General features: G+C 42.4%; 25 protein-coding genes. 19 read left to right on the forward strand and 6 right to left on the reverse strand.

What is annotated here, in order from left to right:
- The first annotated feature begins 6 nt into the window (after positions 1-6).
- On the forward strand, positions 7-636 hold the full coding sequence (locus VLA77_02725; protein ID HSE29472.1) for a hypothetical protein: 630 nt from the start codon (positions 7-9) through the stop codon (positions 634-636).
- Between the two features lie 55 nt (positions 637-691).
- Complete coding sequence (locus VLA77_02730; GenBank protein HSE29473.1) at positions 692-2,431, forward strand: carboxypeptidase-like regulatory domain-containing protein; 1,740 nt, start codon at positions 692-694, stop codon at positions 2,429-2,431.
- Here the strand turns inward: VLA77_02730 and VLA77_02735 are convergent.
- A complete protein-coding gene (locus VLA77_02735) occupies positions 2,428-2,817 on the reverse strand; it encodes a metallopeptidase family protein (protein ID HSE29474.1) in 390 nt (129 codons plus the stop codon). The genes VLA77_02730 and VLA77_02735 overlap by 4 nt on opposite strands.
- A 169-nt stretch (positions 2,818-2,986) precedes the next feature.
- Here VLA77_02735 and VLA77_02740 point away from each other — a divergent pair, with 169 nt between their 5' ends.
- The 5 genes from VLA77_02740 to VLA77_02760 all read left to right on the forward strand — a co-directional run bounded on the left by VLA77_02740 (position 2,987) and on the right by VLA77_02760 (position 7,294).
- Entirely contained in the window at positions 2,987-3,334 is a 348-nt protein-coding gene (locus VLA77_02740; protein HSE29475.1) for an RNA-binding protein, read from the forward strand.
- 87 nt (positions 3,335-3,421) lie between these two features.
- Positions 3,422-4,567, forward strand: coding sequence for a polymer-forming cytoskeletal protein (locus VLA77_02745; protein ID HSE29476.1), 1,146 nt, complete (start codon positions 3,422-3,424; stop codon positions 4,565-4,567).
- On the forward strand, positions 4,564-5,010 hold the full coding sequence (locus tag VLA77_02750) for a plastocyanin/azurin family copper-binding protein (GenBank protein HSE29477.1): 447 nt from the start codon (positions 4,564-4,566) through the stop codon (positions 5,008-5,010). Before VLA77_02745 ends, VLA77_02750 begins: the two co-directional genes overlap by 4 nt.
- 1 nt (position 5,011) lies before the next feature.
- Positions 5,012-6,370 carry a ferric reductase-like transmembrane domain-containing protein gene (locus VLA77_02755; protein ID HSE29478.1) on the forward strand — a complete coding sequence of 453 codons (1,359 nt, stop codon included), beginning with the start codon at positions 5,012-5,014 and terminating at the stop codon, positions 6,368-6,370.
- A 27-nt stretch (positions 6,371-6,397) separates the two neighbouring features.
- Complete coding sequence (locus VLA77_02760) at positions 6,398-7,294, forward strand: NAD(P)-binding domain-containing protein (GenBank protein ID HSE29479.1); 897 nt, start codon at positions 6,398-6,400, stop codon at positions 7,292-7,294.
- Here VLA77_02760 and VLA77_02765 read toward each other — a convergent pair.
- Both VLA77_02765 and VLA77_02770 read right to left on the reverse strand, forming a co-directional pair.
- Positions 7,291-7,638: a hypothetical protein gene (locus VLA77_02765; protein HSE29480.1), complete on the reverse strand. Its 348-nt coding sequence runs from the start codon at positions 7,636-7,638 to the stop codon at positions 7,291-7,293. The genes VLA77_02760 and VLA77_02765 overlap by 4 nt on opposite strands.
- A gap of 32 nt (positions 7,639-7,670) precedes the next feature.
- On the reverse strand, positions 7,671-8,105 hold the full coding sequence (locus VLA77_02770) for a YbhB/YbcL family Raf kinase inhibitor-like protein (protein HSE29481.1): 435 nt from the start codon (positions 8,103-8,105) through the stop codon (positions 7,671-7,673).
- Between the two features lie 80 nt (positions 8,106-8,185).
- Between VLA77_02770 and VLA77_02775 the strand changes: the two genes are divergently transcribed.
- Positions 8,186-8,626, forward strand: coding sequence for a MarR family transcriptional regulator (locus VLA77_02775; GenBank protein HSE29482.1), 441 nt, complete (start codon positions 8,186-8,188; stop codon positions 8,624-8,626).
- Between the two features lie 23 nt (positions 8,627-8,649).
- Here the strand turns inward: VLA77_02775 and VLA77_02780 are convergent, their stop codons facing one another.
- Complete coding sequence (locus VLA77_02780; protein HSE29483.1) at positions 8,650-9,492, reverse strand: LssY C-terminal domain-containing protein; 843 nt, start codon at positions 9,490-9,492, stop codon at positions 8,650-8,652.
- A 28-nt stretch (positions 9,493-9,520) separates the two neighbouring features.
- Here VLA77_02780 and VLA77_02785 point away from each other — a divergent pair, with 28 nt between their 5' ends.
- Genes VLA77_02785 through VLA77_02795 form a run of 3 tightly spaced genes read left to right on the forward strand, consistent with a single transcriptional unit; the run spans position 9,521 to position 11,579 of the window.
- Complete coding sequence (locus tag VLA77_02785; GenBank protein HSE29484.1) at positions 9,521-10,003, forward strand: phosphatase PAP2 family protein; 483 nt, start codon at positions 9,521-9,523, stop codon at positions 10,001-10,003.
- Positions 10,004-10,035: 32 nt separating this feature from the next.
- A complete protein-coding gene (locus VLA77_02790) occupies positions 10,036-10,521 on the forward strand; it encodes a hypothetical protein (protein ID HSE29485.1) in 486 nt (161 codons plus the stop codon).
- On the forward strand, positions 10,518-11,579 hold the full coding sequence (locus VLA77_02795; GenBank protein ID HSE29486.1) for a DNA recombination protein RmuC: 1,062 nt from the start codon (positions 10,518-10,520) through the stop codon (positions 11,577-11,579). The genes VLA77_02790 and VLA77_02795 overlap by 4 nt, the downstream gene beginning before the upstream one ends.
- A gap of 6 nt (positions 11,580-11,585) precedes the next feature.
- Here VLA77_02795 and VLA77_02800 read toward each other — a convergent pair whose 3' ends face one another.
- Positions 11,586-12,296: an aquaporin gene (locus VLA77_02800; GenBank protein ID HSE29487.1), complete on the reverse strand. Its 711-nt coding sequence runs from the start codon at positions 12,294-12,296 to the stop codon at positions 11,586-11,588.
- A gap of 88 nt (positions 12,297-12,384) precedes the next feature.
- On the opposite strand from VLA77_02800, the gene VLA77_02805 reads away from it, so the two are divergent.
- Genes VLA77_02805 through VLA77_02815 form a run of 3 tightly spaced genes read left to right on the forward strand, consistent with a single transcriptional unit; the run spans position 12,385 to position 13,690 of the window.
- Positions 12,385-12,816, forward strand: a complete 432-nt coding sequence (locus VLA77_02805) for a peptide-methionine (S)-S-oxide reductase (GenBank protein ID HSE29488.1) — start codon at positions 12,385-12,387, stop codon at positions 12,814-12,816.
- Positions 12,817-12,833: 17 nt separating this feature from the next.
- Positions 12,834-13,070 carry a hypothetical protein gene (locus VLA77_02810; GenBank protein HSE29489.1) on the forward strand — a complete coding sequence of 79 codons (237 nt, stop codon included), beginning with the start codon at positions 12,834-12,836 and terminating at the stop codon, positions 13,068-13,070.
- A 2-nt stretch (positions 13,071-13,072) separates the two neighbouring features.
- Positions 13,073-13,690 carry an NAD(P)H-dependent oxidoreductase gene (locus tag VLA77_02815; GenBank protein ID HSE29490.1) on the forward strand — a complete coding sequence of 206 codons (618 nt, stop codon included), beginning with the start codon at positions 13,073-13,075 and terminating at the stop codon, positions 13,688-13,690.
- Here the strand turns inward: VLA77_02815 and VLA77_02820 are convergent.
- Positions 13,653-14,072, reverse strand: a complete 420-nt coding sequence (locus VLA77_02820; GenBank protein ID HSE29491.1) for a hypothetical protein — start codon at positions 14,070-14,072, stop codon at positions 13,653-13,655. The two genes, VLA77_02815 and VLA77_02820, sit on opposite strands and share 38 nt — an antisense overlap.
- Before the next feature lie 51 nt (positions 14,073-14,123).
- Here VLA77_02820 and VLA77_02825 point away from each other — a divergent pair, with 51 nt between their 5' ends.
- The 5 genes from VLA77_02825 (at position 14,124) to VLA77_02845 (ending at position 19,465) form a co-directional block, all read left to right on the forward strand.
- Positions 14,124-15,131 (forward strand): phenylalanine--tRNA ligase subunit alpha, encoded by a 1,008-nt coding sequence (locus tag VLA77_02825; GenBank protein ID HSE29492.1) that lies wholly within the window; start codon positions 14,124-14,126, stop codon positions 15,129-15,131.
- On the forward strand, positions 15,131-17,593 hold the full coding sequence (pheT, locus tag VLA77_02830; GenBank protein ID HSE29493.1) for a phenylalanine--tRNA ligase subunit beta: 2,463 nt from the start codon (positions 15,131-15,133) through the stop codon (positions 17,591-17,593). The genes VLA77_02825 and pheT overlap by 1 nt, the downstream gene beginning before the upstream one ends.
- A gap of 35 nt (positions 17,594-17,628) precedes the next feature.
- Positions 17,629-18,165 carry an FKBP-type peptidyl-prolyl cis-trans isomerase gene (locus VLA77_02835; protein ID HSE29494.1) on the forward strand — a complete coding sequence of 179 codons (537 nt, stop codon included), beginning with the start codon at positions 17,629-17,631 and terminating at the stop codon, positions 18,163-18,165.
- A 75-nt stretch (positions 18,166-18,240) separates the two neighbouring features.
- Positions 18,241-18,504, forward strand: a complete 264-nt coding sequence (locus tag VLA77_02840; GenBank protein ID HSE29495.1) for a glutaredoxin family protein — start codon at positions 18,241-18,243, stop codon at positions 18,502-18,504.
- Between the two features lies 1 nt (position 18,505).
- Positions 18,506-19,465 carry an FAD-dependent oxidoreductase gene (locus VLA77_02845; GenBank protein ID HSE29496.1) on the forward strand — a complete coding sequence of 320 codons (960 nt, stop codon included), beginning with the start codon at positions 18,506-18,508 and terminating at the stop codon, positions 19,463-19,465.
- Positions 19,466-19,482 lie beyond the last annotated feature (17 nt).

Here is a 19,482-nt window from a genome sequence, read left to right on the forward strand (position 1 = left end):
TAAAGAATGTTAGCCCTAGCTGTAGTGCTTGTTGTATTAGCCGTGCTTTTATTAGCAGAATTTTTGGCGCGTTATACCCAAATTCGATCTGAAATCACACGTAAAGTAGTTCATATTTTAGTTGGTGTATTCGTTGCTTTTTGGCCATTCTTTTTAACTTGGACTCAGATTCAATTGCTCAGTGCGGCACTTTTGGTTGTCGTTTTAATTTCAATAAAGCTAAATATTTTTAAATCTATCCACGCAGTCAAACGCAACGCCTGGGGTGAAGTATTGTTTGCAGTTGTTGTTGGGGTGCTGGCGACGGTTGCACAAGATAAGTTTATTTTTATGGCGGCGATGCTGAGCTTAAGCTTATCGGACGGCTTAGCAGCGGTAATTGGCGAAAAATATGGAGTTAAAACTCAATACAATGTTTTTGGTCGCACGAAGAGTGTTGTTGGTACAATTACATTTTTAGTTGTAGAGGTGTTAGTAATGGTAGGATACTCAGTTTTTAGCGGAATTGCGCCTAGCTTTTTGATTTTTGTGTGGTTGCCGGTTTTAGCAACCATAGCCGAGAACGTCTCGGGTAACGGTACCGATAACCTAGTTATGCCACTTTTAGTGGCGTTAATTTTACTACAAGTTTCCTAAAAAATGCGTTGTTTACGCAGTCAAAAGGCTGTAAGCTAAGCTCAAAAGGAGCAGCATGACAAAGCCAAAAGAAGACCAGCTAGAAGCTGAGAATAGTGTTGAAGTTGCCGAGCAAAAAGCCGAGGGACAAAAAACTACAGCCGATAAAAAACATAATAAATTCGTGGACTTTTTAAAGACCAAAAAAGGAATCACGGTTGTTTGCGTAGCCGCGCTATTGCTTGTTGTTAGTTTACTTTTTGCGATACCGGTTTCGCGTTATGCAATTTTAGGAAACTTTGTTAAAAAGCAGGTCGTTGTAAACGTCACGGATTCTTTAACGGGTAAACCTGTGAGTGAAGTTGAGGTTGCTGCTGGAAATTTAGCATCTAAGACCGACAGCGACGGTAATGCGACGATTAGCAATGTCCCAGTTGGAAAATTACAGATAGTCGCAACTAAGAAATACTATAGTGAAGTAAAGCAAGATGTTGTTGTTGGTGTTTTCTCTGAAACAAAGATTGTTCTTAAAATGCAAGCAACAGGAAGACAGGTGCCCGTTAAAGTCATCAATAAAATTACGGGCAATCCTATCAGTGAAGCTGTTATAACTGCCGAAGAATCGTCGGCTAAGACAGACGATGCTGGTGAGGCAATCTTAGTAGTCGCAGCCGATAAAGAGGTTGTGCAAGGTGTAGTGTCCGCCGACAACTACAATCAAGCTGCTGTTACCGTAACGGTCACAGAGGAACCAAGCGATAAAAATATATTTGGTTTAGTTCCAAGCGGAAAAATCTATTTCTTGAGCAATCGCACTGGGACAATTAACGTGATGAAGTCTAACTTAGATGGAACTGACCCACAAGTTGTTGTACAGGGTACTGGTAAAGAAGATGGTGATACTGTCTCGCTGCTTGCTTCAAGAGATTGGAGATATCTAACCTTGCAGGCAAGACGCGATAGCGAAAAACCAAAGCTATACTTGATTGACACCTCAAACGATAAAATGACTGTGATGGATGAGGGTGACGCTTATTTTACGCCACACGGCTGGTCTGAACATCGTTTTATATACGACGTCACTAGAGGAAATGTAAATACCTGGGAAAATAAAAAGTTTGCGCTCAAGTCTTTTAATGCCGAAGACGGTGGCATTGCAACATTGGATGAGTCAGAAGCAAGGGGCGGTGAGCTGGATCCAAACTTCCAGAACTTTAGTAAGGTTTATATTTTTGGCGACAACTTGACCTACATAAAAAGATGGACAAACTATTCGTACGACCCGCTAGCTAACTATATTTATTCGATTAAAAATGACGGTTCAAATAAAAAGGAAATTAAGAGTTTTACATCTAAATACGCGAACTTGGATGCCAAACTATACAAACCCAAAGAAGAGTATTTTAGGGTTGGTTTAGATAATGATCCTAAGCCGTATTTTTACGAGTACGAACAGCAAACAGGTGAATTTAAGGAAGCTGCAGACATTGATAACAACAAATTCTATGACTTTTACCCAACGTTCTTAGTTTCACCGTCGGGCAAATCTACCTTTTGGTATGAACCTCGAGACGGTAAAAATAGTTTGTTTGTAGGCGACGAGGACGCTAAGGATAGCAAAGAAGTCGCCAGCTTAAGTGAACTAACTCCTTACGGATGGTTCTCGGATGAGTACCTCATTGCGTCTAAGAACGGTAGTGAGCTGTTCATAATTCCAAAAAGCAACCCAAACAACCTCCCTGCGTTAAAAATGACAGATTACTATAGAACGAACTACGGGTTTACGGGGTATGGTTACGGTTACGGCGGATTTTAATTCCGTCCGTTAGCTTTGTCTTCTAGCTCGTGAATTCGCTTGTGTCCGAGGCCAAAGTGGTGTGCAATTTCGTGCCACAAAGTGTGTTTAGCTTTGGCCTTCAGGTCTGCAATGTCGTGACTACTACCTATTAACGGATTCTTAAAAATTGTAATTTTATCTGGTAAAACCAAATTATAGCCCATGCCACGTTTGGTTAAGGGGATTCCTTGGTAGAGTCCATACAAAGTTTCGTTACAATGTAGTTTTAGTTCAATGCGTTGATCTTCTGTTGGCTCATCTTCGTAAACTATCGCGACGTTGCTCAAATTACTTATGTATTTGCCTGGAAGTTCATCTAACGCATCTGTTACAATTTGCTCAAATTCTTGATCGGATATATTCATATGCTAATTCTACATTAAAAAATAGCTTAATCATGATTAGTATGCTAAAATGCGAATGCTAGTAGACGCGCTGCTTTTGTCCCTAGAAATTTAAAAAAGTAATTCGTATACCTGAGGAGCAGCGGCTGGTTTGCCAGTTAATCCTCACGAGTAACGAGAGGAGTTAATAATGGCAACTAAGTTATTCGTTGGTTCACTTCCATACAGTGTGAACGACCAACAGCTTCAAGATATTTTTGCTGAAGCAGGTACAGTTGTATCTGCAAAAGTAATCATTGATCGCGACAGCAATCGTTCAAAAGGCTTCGGCTTTGTAGAAATGGGAAGCGAAGAAGAAACTAAAAAAGCTATCGAAATGTTCAACAACAAAGAAGTTGAAGGACGCACAATCACTGTTAACGAAGCTCGTCCACAAGAACCACGTGGTCCACGTGGTAACGGTGGCGGTGGCTACAACAACAACCGTTCTGATCGTTACGACCGCAACCGTGGCGACAACAACAGCAACCGTTGGTAGTCTAAAAACAATAAAAAACTCGTCAAACCTTGGCGAGTTTTTTATTTTGTTAGCAAAAGCAGTATAATACATGCAAAAGGGGGATGCATGGGTAAAAAGTTGATCTTATTTTTTATAGCGGTGTTTGGTGGGACGCTCGCATTTGCAGGCAGTGCGAACGCAGCGACGTTTTTGGGCCAAGATGCGCCAACAATTGGCCAGGATCAAGTCGTAGACGGCTCTTTGTATATTGCCGGCAATACGGTAACGGTGGCGGGCACTGTAAAGGGCGATCTATTTTGTGGTGGTCAATCGGTGGAAATCAGTGGAATGGTTGAGGGCGATGTGATTTGTTCTGGCCAAACAGTAAATGTAACCGGAACTGTGACGGGTGACGTTAGAGTTGCTGCTCAAATGTTTTCGCTTGGCGCTTCAGTTGATAAAAGCGTGACTGTGTTTGGTCAAACTGTAAATTTCAATCAGGGTTCGTTTATTGGGTTTGACGCAACGGTTTTTGCTGAAACATTAAACGCAAACGGGCAGATTAGTAGAGATTTAGTAGCAAATGCCGGAACTTTAAATATTTCTGGGGTAGTCTCTAGGTTAGTTCAGGCTAATGTGAACAACTTAAATATCGCAAATGATTCAATAGTGGGTGACGTCGATTACACAAGCAGTCGCGAAGCAGAAGTCGCCGATGGCGCTACGGTAGCGTCTTTAGAAAGAACTGTAGTTACACCTACGGAAGTCGAGCCCAGCAATCCAGTCTTAATGTTGATCTCGGGAATGGCTTACTGGTTTGTTGCGATGTTACTAATCGGTGCGGCAATCTTAATTGTTAAGCCGGGCATTTTGCCAAGCGCTAGTGATTCTATCAAAGCCAACCCTGGGGCCGCGATCGGATGGGGTGCTTTGTTCCTGTTTGCTACTCCAATAATTTCATTGCTCTTGGCTATAACGATAGTCGGCATTCCCCTCGCGTTTTTGATTTTGCTCGCGTGGTTCATTGTTTTAATTGTATCCCAGCCTATTGCAGCCTACTTTGTTGGCAACTGGATCATGGCAAAGACGAACGTAAAATGGGGTGAAATATGGACTCGCATGGCCTCGCTTGCGCTTGGTCTGCTAATTATAGTGGTTTTGACTGCTATTCCTTTTGTAGGCTGGCTATTTGCTTTAACGGCTACTGCACTAGGGGCTGGCAGTTTAAAGTATAGTAAAATGCAATCTAAAAAAGTAAAGGGCAATGTATGAACACAAAAGCAATGTTTGCAATTGTTGCAGGTGTAGTTTTGGTTGGTGGCGCTGCGGCCTGGTTTGTCTTGAGACCTAATATGCAGGCGAGTAACACTAGCCCTGAGCCCGAACATGCCGCTCAAAATACAACCGAGTCACCAAAAACACCAAGTGTAAATATGACCGAAGCAGCACAAGTAGAAGTTTCGATAAAAGATTTTAAATACACCCCATCTAACATCACTGTTAAAAAAGGCACCACTGTTATTTGGACTAACGAAGACAGCAATGAACATAATGTAGTTTCCAATATCGATGCGCCTGCTGGTGGCCCGCCAAAAGACGGTCCACTGCTAGGGCGTCGCCAACAATTTACTTTTACCTATGACACTGTCGGAACTTTTGGTTACCATTGCTCGCTACATCCGTTTATGACTGGCCAGGTTACTGTAGTCGAATAAAATGGAACGCAATACTGAGCTAAAAATCGAAAAAATGATTTTGTGGGGTTTGTGGTTTGCAAACCTAGCTATAATATTTGGGTTTTGGTTTTATAGCTCAGGCCAATTCTTATTCAATGGCTGGAGCGAATTGCTACTAGGTTTAGGTAGACTAGCGGGCCTGCTGGCGACATTTTGTGTTCTAATGCAATTTGTTGCCATGGGCAGGTTGGGGTGGCTTGAACCGATATTTGGAATGGACCGACTTGCGATTTTCCATAGGCGTAACGGGATTGCAGTTTTAATTTTGATCCTATTGCACCCGCCGCTTATTAGCCTGGGGTACATGCAAATTACTGGTTTTACAATGCTACAGCAGATATCGTATACGTTGCTTAATACTCCGTTCGTTGCTTTTGCGGCACTTGGCTTGCTTTTACTTTTGCTAACAATTTGTTCGTCGATTTACATTGCACGCAAACATCTAAAGTTTGAAACATGGTACTTTGTTCACTTGGCAAACTACTTAGCAATCCTTCTAATTTTTGGTCATCAATTTGCAAATGGATCCACGTTATTAGGTAATCCTTGGTTTAAATATTACTGGATCGGCCTTTACGTGTTTACTGCGTTAAATTTGATTGTTTGGAGGTTTTTGAAACCGGTTTATAAATTCTTCTACCACGATTTTAAAGTGCAACAAGTAGTCGCCGAAACTCCAACTGCTACGTCGGTTTATATTTCTGGTAAAAATATGCAAAATTTTAAGGCTGAAGGCGGCCAATTTGTATTAGTTAGGTTTTTAACCAAAGAGTTAGGCCTGCAAGAGCATCCATTTTCACTGTCAATGATCCCGGATAGAGAGCGTCTACGGCTTACTATTAGGCAGCTTGGAGATTTTACAAACCAGGTTCCTGGCCTAAAGCCGGGCACTCCAGTTGTAGTTAGTGGCCCGTTCGGCTCCTTTACACAAGATCGACAAATAACAGATAAGGTTTTGTTTATCGCAGGTGGAATTGGCATAACCCCAATTCGTTCGTTAATTGAAGAGCGCGTTAAAAACAACCAAAAACAAGATGCAGTTTTGGTTTATGCTAGTCGTAATCTAAAAGAAATTGCCCTTAAGACTGAAATTGAACACTTATGCAGCCAGGCCAAAATTAAATTAATAAATGTTTTGAGCGAAGAACCGACCTACAACGGTGAAAAAGGATATGTTGATGCGGCAATCTTAGAAAGACTGGTGCCCGATATAAAGTCGCGTGATGTTTTTATTTGTGGCCCTCCTGTTATGGTAGATAAAATCTATCCTGCACTAGAGCAGCTTCGGGTTCCAAAACAGCTAATTCATGCCGAACGCTTTTCGCTTCATAAGCAATAAGGTAAAATCAGAGTAAGCTTAATTATTATGCAGAATCATCAGTTTTCACAAGTAGGAATCGTAGGCGCAGGCGAACTAGGGCAAGCGCTTGGTGGGGCACTTAGCCGTGCAAATGTCCAGGTAATTTATTATGATATTTTGCCAGCCAAAACGACGACCACAAATATAGAAGACCTCGTTAGGGCCTGTGAGGTTATAATTTTGTGTGTGCCATCTTGGTCAATCAGCGACGTTTGCAAAACTATCAGCAAAGCAGCCATCCCTAACGAAAAACGACTGGTAATAAGTTGTTCAAAGGGGGCACTGCCTGGATTTGAAACTGTTGATAAAGTGTTGGTCGATCGTTTGCCCGATCACTATGCGTCTGGTTTGCTTTTTGGACCGATGAGCGCATCCGAAATTGCTCAGGGCAAAATAGGAGAAGGAATCGTCAGCCTAACGGATATGTCTTATTACTCAGCCTTACGAGAAATGTTTGCTTTGGCAAATATTTATGTGGAGGCCAGCGCTGATCTTAGGGGTGTGGCTGTGGGTGGAGCTCTTAAGAATATCTACGCTATGGCGGTCGGCATGTCGGATGGCCTACGGCTGGGCTCTAATGCTAAGAGTCGTCTGATTGTCCTCATAATCGCAGAAATGCGACGTCTGATAGCGGAGTTGGGTGGAAATCCTGCAACTGCTGAGGGTTCGGCTGGGCTAGGAGATTTGGTGTGTGCGACAGTTACTAGCGAATCTTTTAACTACAGAGTCGGTAAGAGTCTGGCCGAGGGGATCGTGGATCCGCACGTTAAAAGTGAGGGAGTTGTTGCTCTGCATGAGCTTAGTCGTAAAATAAAGCTAGCGGATTACCCAATCGTAAACACTTTAAATCAAATAGCTTTTCACTATGCAAAGCCGCAAAAATTTATGGAAATCCTGCACTAATTTTGGTCGATCTGCACAACTTCAATGATTCCTGAAATATCATAGACTTCACTGGTCTCTGGCTTTAGGATACCCTGTACTCTTACCTGATCACTAGTTGTATAAGTGGTCGCGTCATAGTTGCGCAGGCCATAGTAACGACCGTCATCTGCTAATAAACCGAAGGCACATTCAAGTGTAGTTGGCCCGCCTGAGTTTTTGTGCGGCAGACAGACAATTTCACCATTTATAGAGATTGAGGATTGCGGTTCAGGCTTATTAAAGCCTGTAACATTAATAAGCGCGATTATCGCAATGAGCGTTGCGCTTAATAATATAAGTACACCTATAACATGTTTCCGCATTCCCCTCATGCTTTTAGCTTAGCACACTTTAGTTAGGCTGAAAACATTCCTGTCAGCGTCGAACTATCTAAAATATGATTCTCGATAGCCTTCTTTAGTTCTGGCTCGCCGGCATCGCTTGTAAGGGAAATGTTAGAATCAAGCGCGAACAAATTAAAGACATAGCGATGGGTGCCGTTGCGCGGGCAGGGTCCACCATAACCCACATTTCCAAAGTCATTTCTTCCTTGAGTTGCATTCTTAGGAGTACTGCCTTCTAAGATCGTAGAATCAGTTGGGATGTTCCAGATGACCCAGTGTATAAAATTGCCACTTGGTGAGTCGGGATCGTTAACAATCAGCGCCAAGCTTTTAGCCTGTGGTGGAACGTTTAAAAAGGTAAGTGGCGGGTTAATATTTTGGCCTTTGCAGGTGTAAATCGATGGAATTTGTTGAGTGTTGTTAAATTTTGAACTATTTATTTGCATATTTAGCCTCCATTTAGTATTGTATCTGACTACTAGGTAAATATAAGAGTTAATAGGAGACCTCTAGGTTAAGGTTGCGTATGAAATTTACAGACATCCCTACATATCGTGCTGCTGTTGCACAATCTCGCGCACAACGTGCACTTAAAATTAAAGTTTCGGAACTTTTAAAGACCCACGGCATTACAATGATGCAATGGTCGATTATTGGTTTGGTTTTTGAAGCAGGTGATACGGGTATGCGTATTTCTGACTTGGCAAAAGAATTAAATACTTCTATGGCTTTCATTACTACTATCGTAAATATTCTTGAAGCTAAGTCGGTAGTTCAAAAAACTAGCCACGAGCGCGACAGCCGTGCTAAAGTTGTGCGCTTGAGCGACAGCTTTAAACCAAAGGTTAAAGAGATCGAGAGTCAAATGCACTCTCAACTTGACGCTTGGCTAAATACCCGAGCCGACAAAACTGAAATCGGCACATATTTCGCGGTTCTTACACGCCTAGCCGAAAACAAAGCCTAACTACTTTGCAAAAAGCGCTCATTTTACGGGCGTTTTTTTGTACTTTTAATTTGACACAAGGTCACGTAACCGTCGGCAATTATCTTCTCGCGGAAACCTTGATAGCGAGTATGCAGTGGCTTGCTAGCTTTGATTCCAATAGAATCTTCAAGTACCTTCGCATCCTTTAGAGTACCTACCAAGAAATCACGTTCTACATCAGTGTTGCCTTCTTGCTTATGAACAATTTGTAAATTGTAACGATTTATATTCACGCCTGTTTCAAGGCTCGCCGCGCCAATCCAAATTTGCTGTTTATTACCATTAAAACGGCTTATTAAACTATGCCAAAAACCATGGTGCTCGTGCTCGTCCTCTAGGATCGTGGTACCCAACCTCCAAAACCTAACATGGTGCCGCTTGCTTGGATTGCCGTCGATTTCTATTTGAAAGCATAAATTTTGCTTACGACCGAACGCGTAAGTATTAGAGAACGGTGCAGTGGGGTAGGATTTTTTAAAAACAACTGCTCTGATCATTTTAAGCGAGCTTTGTAAATTAAGAGGATCGGCCTGTGCCCAGCCAGCTTTAGTCATAGCCGAAACAAAGGCATTTTCGTTTTGTGCGAGCACAACAAGGTTCACGGGATCAAGTGCCCAGCCATCAGAAGAATGAGTCCTGGTAGGGACGTGAGTTGGTTTATAAAGAATTTGTGAAAACCGGTGAAGCGCTGGTAAACCAAAATATGCGACCAAGCAATATGTAATTAAAATCGCGATTGCTAGCGGCATCCAGTTGTCTAGGAGTGGAAAAACTGTAAAAACCGTGAGCCAAGCTAAAAAAATACCGAGTACAAGAACTAAAAGCCGCTTAAGTAGCAAGATCATTAGGTACATATTATAACGTTTTTGGTGTATGATTATAAAGATTATGGATATTTTTATTACTTTTATCGCAGATTGGTTAGTTTTCCCTGTTGTTCTAATTGGGGGCATTGCATTACTAATGATTAAACCCACGGATCGTCGATATCAGATGATTGGCAAGGGCGTGATGGCAGGGCTTTTGGCGTTGTTGTTTGCTAAGATCGGTAGCTTGTTTTATCAGGGTGAGAGGCCTTTTTTGTCGGCGGGTGAGGTGCCGAAAGCTGCGTACTTGAACAATCCAGGTTTCCCGTCTGATCACACGCTTTTTGTTTTTGCTATAACCTTTATTGTCTGGGCGACCACCAAGAATAAACCATTATCCATCGCATTGCTTATCATGAGTAGCTTAGTTGCGTTAGGCCGAATTTTAGCTTTGGTTCACACTCCTATTGATGTTGCCGGCGGAATAACTTTTGCATTTTTGGCAGTTTGGGCTGTTTTTGGCAATAGCTTTTTCAGCACCAAAAAATGATATAATTTACTCGTAAGTACAAGGAGGGCATAATGGCGAGCGACGACTTACCTGTGTTTTATAAGGCCGAAAAATCTGAAATTATTAAAATCGTAAGTCTGGCTGCTGCGGTCGGCCTGCTGATACCTTTACTTAGTGAAGTTATAAGTGTTTGGGTGATTGCGCCAATATTTTGCCAGAATCCTAACGATATTTCAATCTGTACTAACGGCGGAATGATTAGTTACTATATTTCTGCCGTGATCATTAACATTGCTGCAGTAAGCCTGCTAATCAACATTGATGTCAACAAGCCCCTTGTAATCGTTTTTGGGTCCTTGCTTGCCTTGTGGGGATTAAAAGGCTTCCTTACGCCCCTAATGAGTGGTAGCTTCGTGGAGTATTTGATCATTTCGGTTGTACTTTACGTTCTTTGCTACGTAGCGTTTTATTGGTTCATGAGAATTCGTAGCTTTGGCTTGGCTATGTTTTTTGCCGCAGTAACTGTAATGGCTGTAAGGTGGATCTTGTTAGTATGACGATAGTTTTAGTAATTTTGCTTATTGGAGTTTTGTTCGCTTTAGCATTCATTATCTACCTGTTAACTCAGCGCAAAAACGACACTGGCGCCACATTAATTAAGCAGGATCTGTTGGCATTAAACCAGGGGATTTCTAATTTAAAGGACGGACTACAAAGCCATCTAACTGATAGACTCGATAAAAACCAGGCTATGTTGAGTAAGCAGTTTAGTGAAAGCACAAAAATAATCGCCGATGTTACAGAGCGCTTAACAAAGTTAGATGAGACTAATAAACGTGTGATTGATGTTGCCGACGAACTTAAACTTTTGCAAAATGTTTTACAAAACCCTAAGCAGCGAGGAGTTTTGGGTGAGTATTATTTACAAACGGTTCTAAGCAATGTTTTACCGCCCGATAGATTTAACTTGCAGCACAAGTTTGCAGACGGTGAAATTGTTGATGCCGTGATATATTTGGATAAAAATAAAATTCTACCCATAGATTCTAAATTTAGTCTAGAGAACTATAACCGATTACTGGACGAAGCAGATAAACAAAGTCGCGAAAAATACGCGAAACTGGTTCGAGCTGATCTTAAAAATAGAATTGATGAAACCAGTAAGTATATTCGTGAATCCGAAGGTACTATGGATTTTGCTTTTATGTTTGTACCGAGCGAAGCAGTCTATTATGATCTCCTTATCAACAAGGTCGGCTCGGTTAATGCGAATACGCGTGATCTAATTGAATATGCTTTTCGCGACAAACGCGTAATTATAGTATCTCCGACATCGTTTATGGCATATTTGCAAACAGTTTTGCAGGGTTTGCGTAGTTTGCAGATCGAAGAGCAGGCCAAAGAAATACAGGTGCGTGTTGGGCAATTGCGTCAACACTTGGAATCCTACGACACGTATATGGGCAAGCTCGGTAATAGCTTAAAGACAACAGTCAATCACTTTAATACCGCTCACAACGAGCTTAAAAAAGTAGATAAGGACATAGTTAAAATTACAAACAAGGCTCAAATAATAGAGCCGGTCACGGTTGACCGGCCCCAGTTAGATGAGTAGCTGAAATTAATTTTTAGCTTTTGTAGATGTTACTTCCCAAAGTAAGGCTTTGTAGCCCCAGATTCCGATCGCAATTCCAATGAGCGGAGCGACTGCGTAAACAAGCGTTGACCAGTTGTTGGTGAATGCGTTAACCCCGATCGCAACGGCCGGATTTAGTATAGCTGCCGAACCAATTGAGGCAATCAACAATCCTATTAAGAAAGATCCTCCTGCAGTAAAGGCGGCGTCAAAGCCTTGTTTTTTACCCAAGAAAACGCTACCGATTCCAAACCCAAACACTAGTGCACCCATGAATTGCGACAGAACTGGCAGCCAAGACTGGTCTGTTAGTCCGGTGATTTCGAAGGGTGTCACACCTGCTGCAAGCGGATTTGCTGCCAAAAATTGCATGACGATAATTAGCGCTAAAATTGCACCAATCACCTGAGCAATTATGTAACCCATGGCTTTAACGGGTGTTATTTGCTTAACGCTTAGTAATCCTAAAGTTACAGCCGGATTCATGTGAGATCCTGAAAGTTGGCTGATTACCAACCACATAATCAGGTAAGCTAGAACTGCAATTAAAGTGTTAACGGTTCCATCGGTAGAAGTGACCAAAATTGTGCAGGTTAGAACAAATGTTCCAATTAACTCGGCGAACATCGCCCCCAGCCGAATGTCTTCGCTATTTAATATTTTTTTAAAGTCGGTTTTAGCAACTTTTACGGCCATTATTCCCCCTGGTTATTTTTAACAAAAGTATAGCACAAACGTGAGCAGCGTGTTGACGCAAAATGATTTTACTAGTATTTGTATAAACATGATTAACAACATGGTAGTTTCGTTGGGCAACTTTTGGGAAGCAGAAGACTTCTTTATAAAAGTACCCGGAGTAACTCACACAGAAGTCGGATATTGCGGTGGAACAACGTCCAAGCCCATTTATCATAATAAGGGCGACTATAACGATGCGGTTAAGCTCGAGTTTGACCCGCGTGTAATTAGCCAAGAAGAGTTACTTAGTTTAGTCTGTGAGTTTGCAATTAGTTACGGTTTAGAAAACCCAACGGTTTATTTTATTGATGACAAAGAGTTTGAGCTTTTTAAAAACTGGCAGCGCGAAATGGGTCACGCCTACCCGGAGTCACTAGAGCTAACCTTTGAGCCGCTAAATAGTTATCATGTTGCCGAAAATTACCATCAAAAACATTTAGCAAAATTACGTGGTGAGTCTCTGGAGCCCGTGATTTAATCTGCTAAACTAGATTTATGGCACTATTTTTAAAAGAAACAGATCAAAGATCACAACTTCAAAACAAAATCGCTGCTGACATGCAAACAAGGACTAAGGTTCAGGGCGGAGGCGATGACCCTCAAGACATCAGCAAAAACAAAATGCTAGAAGATACACAAGAATCTAGTAGCAAATCACTATTTTGGGTCGGGGTCGTTACGATAATTGTTATCGCAGCTGTTATTTTTGTAATTTTTATTTACGAAGGGTAACTATGAAAATCGCAGTTATAAGTGGGAGCTCACGGCCAAAAAGTCAGAGTTTAAAAATTGCCAATTGGGTGGTTGAAAAACTTAGAGATCTAGACACGGAGCCTATCTTGATTGACCTGCATGAGCATGTTCTGCCCACCGAAATCAACTTGCTCGATTTAAAGAACGAGCCAACCGGACTAAAAGCCTGGAGCCCTGTGCAAGAAATTTTACAAGATAGCCTTGGGTTTGTTGTAGTTTCGCCAGAATGGAATGGTATGGCTCCTCCGGCGCTTATGAACATGTTCGAATATGCCTCAGTGAGTTCTAAGCCACTTGCGCACAAGCCGGGGCAAATTATAACCGTATCGAACACGGACGGCGGAAGTTATCCTGCGGCGCAGCTGCGTGTGCATGGAGGTAAGAACAACCACTCTTTTTACAACCCAGAAATTGTAATTATTCGTAACTGCGAAAAAGTTTTTAACAGCGAATCACCGGAAGTTGGCAACAGTGCTGACGAATATTTACAGGCACGGGTCGAACACAGCTTACGAATTTTTTTAGAATACGTGAAAGCTATGCAGAGTTTACGCGAAAACTCTAAAGTTGATCTGTTGAAATATCCGAATGGGATGTGACCTCAACAGTAATTGCGAATCTGCGAATTGCTCCATCTACTAAAACCGTGTGAATGCCAGGTTGAACTGCCTGCACGCGAGCTGGGAATCGATCGCGCATTTCTCCCAGGTTTGCATTTTTCACGCTCTCTTCATCTAGTCTTATTGCTAGAGTTTCCTCAAGTTCGGCCTCGGTTCTTCCGTATTTGCAACGAGCGGCTAAGCCGATTAAAGGCTCGATCATCTCTTTTGGCTCACGGGCATCATCTGTTATCTCGAACATCTTCACTGTTATAGGCGTGCCAATTTCGGGCATTATGTAATTTGGCGGTTTGAAGTATGAGTGTTCTGCTTCAAGTTGTAATTCGGGCGCTCTGGCTGTTAATTGTAAAATCTCTGACATGACTTTTTTATATCATAATTCAGTGAGTTTGCGGTATACTTATTACCAGATATGACGGATAAAATTACAGAAGTTGGTAAAAAGCTCAAAAAGCAGTTTGCGGAGCTAAAAGACAAGCGCGCGATTTTACGTGCATCTGAGCTTAAAGAGCTCTATACTCAAATTAAGAGTGTGGCTCCAGAACATCGCCGCGAATTTGGCCAAAAAGTTAATGAGCTTAAATTGGAGCTAGAAGCCATGGTGGATGGTTACGAAAGCGCGGCCGCAAGCGCTGACGTTGAGCCGCTGGATGTAACTGCTCCAAGCGACATTAATGCACCCGTCCCGAGTTTGTTGGGTGCAGAAAACGGAAGTCGTCACCCGTTAAGCGTTGAGCGCGAAGTTATTGCTGACATTTTTGCCCGAATGGGTTACGAAGTTTTGGATTCTCGTCAGCTTGATGATGATTATCATATGTTTGGTGCTCTAAACTTTCCAGAGGGCCATCCAGCGCGTGATGATTACGACACATTTGTAACCGAAGAAGGCCTAATTGCGCCGGCTCACACCAGCGCAATGCAGAACCGAATTTACAAAGGCAAGCAAATTCCAATTCGCAGTGTGCTTATTGGCCGAGTTTTTCGCAACGAAGATCTTGACGCAAAACATGAACACACTCTAAATCAGATTGAGGGCGTTTATGTTGATAAAAATATAAACGTCGGCCACTTACTAGCAACATTTAAAACCTTCCTCGAGGCATATTATAAAACTGAGCTTGAATTTCGCACTCAGCCGTCTTACTTTCCGTTTGTTGAACCTGGCTTTGAATTTACGTTAAGCTGCCCGTTTTGCAACAAAAAGGGCTGCGCTACATGTGGCCACGAAGGTTGGATCGAACTTGGCGGCTGCGGCATGATTCACCCTAATGTTTTGCGCGAAGGCGGTATCGACCCAGAGGAATACAGTGGTTTTGCGTGGGGCTTCGGCCTAGATCGAATCGTAATGATGAAGTACGCAATCGAAGACGTAAGGCATTTCCAAAGCGGCAAATTAGCATTTTTAAGGCAATTTAAATAATGAAAACATCTATTCAATTAATGAAGCTTTTGAGTGACGATACTCAGTGGAAGCTGGCGCCAGAGGACTTGGTTGTAAAAATCGGTAGTCAACTTGGCGAAGTTAAAGAAGTAATCGACTTACGTGCAAAATACGATGGCATTAAAGTTGCTCAAATCGTAGAGGTTACTCCGCACCCCGATGCAGATAAACTAAACATCTATCAAATTTTGGCGGGCGGCAGTCAAAAGATCCAAGTCGTCTCAGGTGATACCAGTTTGAGTGTTGGCGACAAAGTGGCTTGGTTAGCCCCTGGCGCGACAGTCCCTAGTACTTATGGAACAGAACAGGCATTTGTTTTGAGCGTGAGACCTTTGCGAGGGCATATGAGTCATGGAATGTTTGGATCGGGCAAAGAACTTGATTTTAACGACGATGCGGCGTCGGTTTTAAAACTAGACACCAAGGCGGAGCCGGGCACGGCATTTGCTGAGGCCTATAATTTAGATGATGTGATTATTGACATAGAGAACAAGATGTTCACTCATCGCCCCGACTGCTTTGGTAACTTGGGTGTTGCGCGCGAAATCGCTGGTATCCAGGGTATAGCTTTTGAAAGTCCAGATTGGTACAGTGCTGATGCCAAAGTTCGCCCAGCCGAGCATGAAACTGTAAAAATCGAAGTCGAAAACAACATCCCAGATTTAGTTAGTCGCTATGCCGCGGTTGCACTTGAGGTAGAGATTGCGCCGAGTCCGCTTTGGCTGCAAAGCTATTTGCGCAGACTTGGTATTCGGCCAATCAACAACGTGGTCGACATTACAAACTACGTAATGATTTGCACTGCCCAACCTTTACATGCGTTTGACTTTAACAAAGTAAGCGGCAGTAAAGATAAGGCTAAGATCGTTATTAGACATCCAAAAAAAGATGAAGAGCTGATCCTGTTAGATGGAAAAAAAGTTCGGCCAAGCGAAAAGTCTATGTTGATTTGTAACGATGTGGAACCGATTGCGTTAGGCGGGATGATGGGTGGCGCAAATTCTGATATTAGTAATAATACCAAGCGAATTATTCTAGAAAGCGCGACTTTTGACATGTATCAAATCCGCCGATCAAGCATGCAAATGGGTATATTTACAGATGCTGTGACGCGTTTTAGTAAGGGTCAATCGCCCGAACAATGCCTGGTTGTTTTGGCAAAAGCTGTTGAAATTCTTATTAAATTTGCCGGCGCAAAGGTGATTAGTAAAGTTGCTGATGAGTATCCTAAGAAACATACAAACAAACCAATTATTGTCTCGAGTGAGTTTATAAACAGTCGGTTGGGCAGTGATTTTACCGCTGATCAAATTGCTACAACCTTGCGCAATGTCGAGCTAATTGTCGAGCAAAGTGGCGATGAACTTGTTGTTACTGCTCCATTCTGGCGCCGCGACATTGAAATAAAAGAAGATATCGTAGAAGAAGTTGGTCGCCTAATCGGTTACGATAAGTTACCGCAAAGTTTGCCACAGCGCGCAACGTCAACTGCCGATGTAGCTGCAATCGATCTACTAAAGTCTAAAATTCGTAACATTTTAGCTGGCGCCGGTGCTAACGAACTGCAAACTTACAGCTTTGTGCCTGCAAAATTAATGCAAGCTGTAGGTCAGCAGAGCGAGCACGCGTTTTCAATCCGCAATGCAATTAGTCCAGATCTGCAAAAGTACCGCCTAAGCATTACCCCTGGATTGTTAGATAAAATTCATCCTAATATTAAGGCCGGATTTAATGAGTTCGGTTTATTCGAAATGAACCGGGTGCATATTAAGGGTGATGATGATTGTGACGGCTTACCACGCGAGTATCAGACTTTAGCTTTTGCGTACGCCGCTAAAAAACCTGGCCAAGGCGCACCGTACTATGTTGCTTTAAAACATCTAGACTATTTATTAAAAAACCTAAACATTAGTTACAAAATTATGCCGGCCGCAACTCAGCCACAGTGGGAAATCGGCCGTCAGGTTTTCGCTCCGTTCGAGCCTAAGCGTAGCGGTTTCATTATTGTAAACGATGAATTTGCCGGGTTTATTGGCGAGTACAAAATTGCCACGCGCAAAAATTTAAAATTGCCAGATTATTGTGCCGGTTTCGAGATTGATGTTGAGCGCCTACTTAAGCACCAAAAAACCAGTGTCTATAAAAAATTACTTCGATTCCCATCCGTTGAACAAGACATCTGTTTTAAGGTTGAATCTAAGACAACTTACGGTGAGCTGCTTGATCTATTTACGCAAGCCCTCACCGTGGATGCGCAGTTACATGTAGATGTAGAGTTTTTGGACATTTACCAACGCGAGCAGGAGAAATCACATAAACAGATTACATTTAGGGTAAATCTTCAGCACCCAGAAAAAACTTTAACAAACGATGAAGTTAGTGATTTAATAAATAACGCAATCGAATCTGTTCGTTCAAAAATTCCGGCAGAGCGAGTTTAGATGTTATTATTAAAAAGCTAGCTTGAGGGGAGAATATGGAATCTAGTACTAAAAAATGGCAACGAGTGGTAATCTGGATAATCGCAGTCGTTTTAACTGTAGGAACCTTGGGTTTTTACTTTATTATAATTTTGCAAAATAATAACCAGGCTAGTCAAACTGCGCAGCTACAAGAGGCGCTAGCGAGTCAAGCAGAACAGGAGCAGCAAGTGGACCCTACAGCATTAATCGTAGACGGTGATGTGTCGGAGCTTAAAATTGAAGACCTAGTGGTAGGTGATGGAACCGAAGTTAAAGCCGGTGATTACGTTAAGGTTAATTACAAAGGTACTCTCGCAAGTAATGGCGTTAAATTCGATAGTAGCTATGATCGCGGTGAACCAATCGAATTTAGCTTGGACGGTGTTATTGAAGGTTGGCAGCAGGGCATGCCGGGTATGAAAGTCGGTGGGAAGCGCCGTTTAATCATTCCATCGGAGCTTGCGTACGGAGCGACTGCTATTCCTGGGATTCCAGCAAACTCTGATTTAGTATTTGAAATCGAACTTTTAGAAGTTAAACCAGCACAGTAAAAACTACAATATGTGGGGTATTGCGCTCAAAGATAAGCGCTATATACTGGTAAATAGTCTTGGAGGGGCTTAAAAATGAAAAAAATAACAGTATACACAACAAACTCTTGCGCGTACTGCGAAATGGTAAAGCGTTTTTTAAACGGCAAAGGTGTTGATTTTAATGTCGTCAACTTGGATGAGGAGCCGAGTGAGGTTCGTCAAAAAGTGATTGAAATGAGCGGCGCAATGACTGTGCCTGTGATTGTAGTAGAAAAAGAACTCGAAACCGGCGAAACCGAAGTTATGGATATAACTGTGGGCTGGAATCCTGGCAAATTAGCTTCGGCGGTGGCTTAGTATGAGTAAGGTTTACGATGTAGTTATGATTGGAGCGGGTCCTTCGGCTTTGGCGGCAGCCGTTTACACGACTCGCGAAGACTTAAAAACGGTTTTAATCGAAAAAGGGCCAGTCGGCGGCCTGGCTGCGGTTACCGACTTAGTGGATAATTATCCAGGCTTTGCAAAAGGAATCTCAGGCTTGGAACTAGCACAAAATTTTCAGGCGCACGCTGAGCGTTTTGGAGCTCAGATCGAATATGGCGAAGTTACTCAAATTATTGATGGCCCTATTAAAACCGTAAAAACAACCGAAGGCGATTTTAACGCTAAGGCAGTTTTGATTGCGACTGGATCTTCTTATAAACAGCTTGGAATTCCAGGCGAAAAAGAGTATTACGGTCGTGGAGTTCACTACTGCGCAACATGTGACGGTGCATTTTACCGTGACAAAAAACTGGCGGTGGTTGGCGGCGGCAACTCAGCGGTTCAAGAAGCATTATTTTTGCTGAGATTCGCGACCCACATAGACTTATTAGTGCGCAGTGAGGTTAAAGCCTCCGAGATCCTAAAAGATGATCTTAAAAAAGCGGTTGATGCCGGTAAAATCACAATCCACACAAACACCACAACCAACGAGATTATTGGTGAGGATAACAAGGTTATAAAAGTCAAAGTTACTAAAGAGGGTAAAGCGACCGATCTTGCCGTAGATGGTGTATTTGTTTTTATTGGTTTGATCCCGAACACCAGATTTTTAAAAAATAGTGGCGTTGAACTTGATCAATTTGGTTTTGTTGTTACTGATAAAGACTTACAAACGGCCGTACCAGGAATATTTTGCAGTGGCGACGTAAGAAGTGGAGCAACAATGCAGATAGCTAGTGCGGCAGGTGAAGGCGCGACTGCTGCGTTAAAAATGCGTGAACACCTCGAGATGCTGGAACGAAAAGTCGTTACCCCGATGTCGGAAAAAGTCTAATTTGCTATTGATACACA

Source organism: Candidatus Saccharimonadales bacterium (genome assembly GCA_035457485.1).
Lineage (GTDB): Bacteria > Patescibacteriota > Saccharimonadia > Saccharimonadales > EFPC-124 > DATIBO01.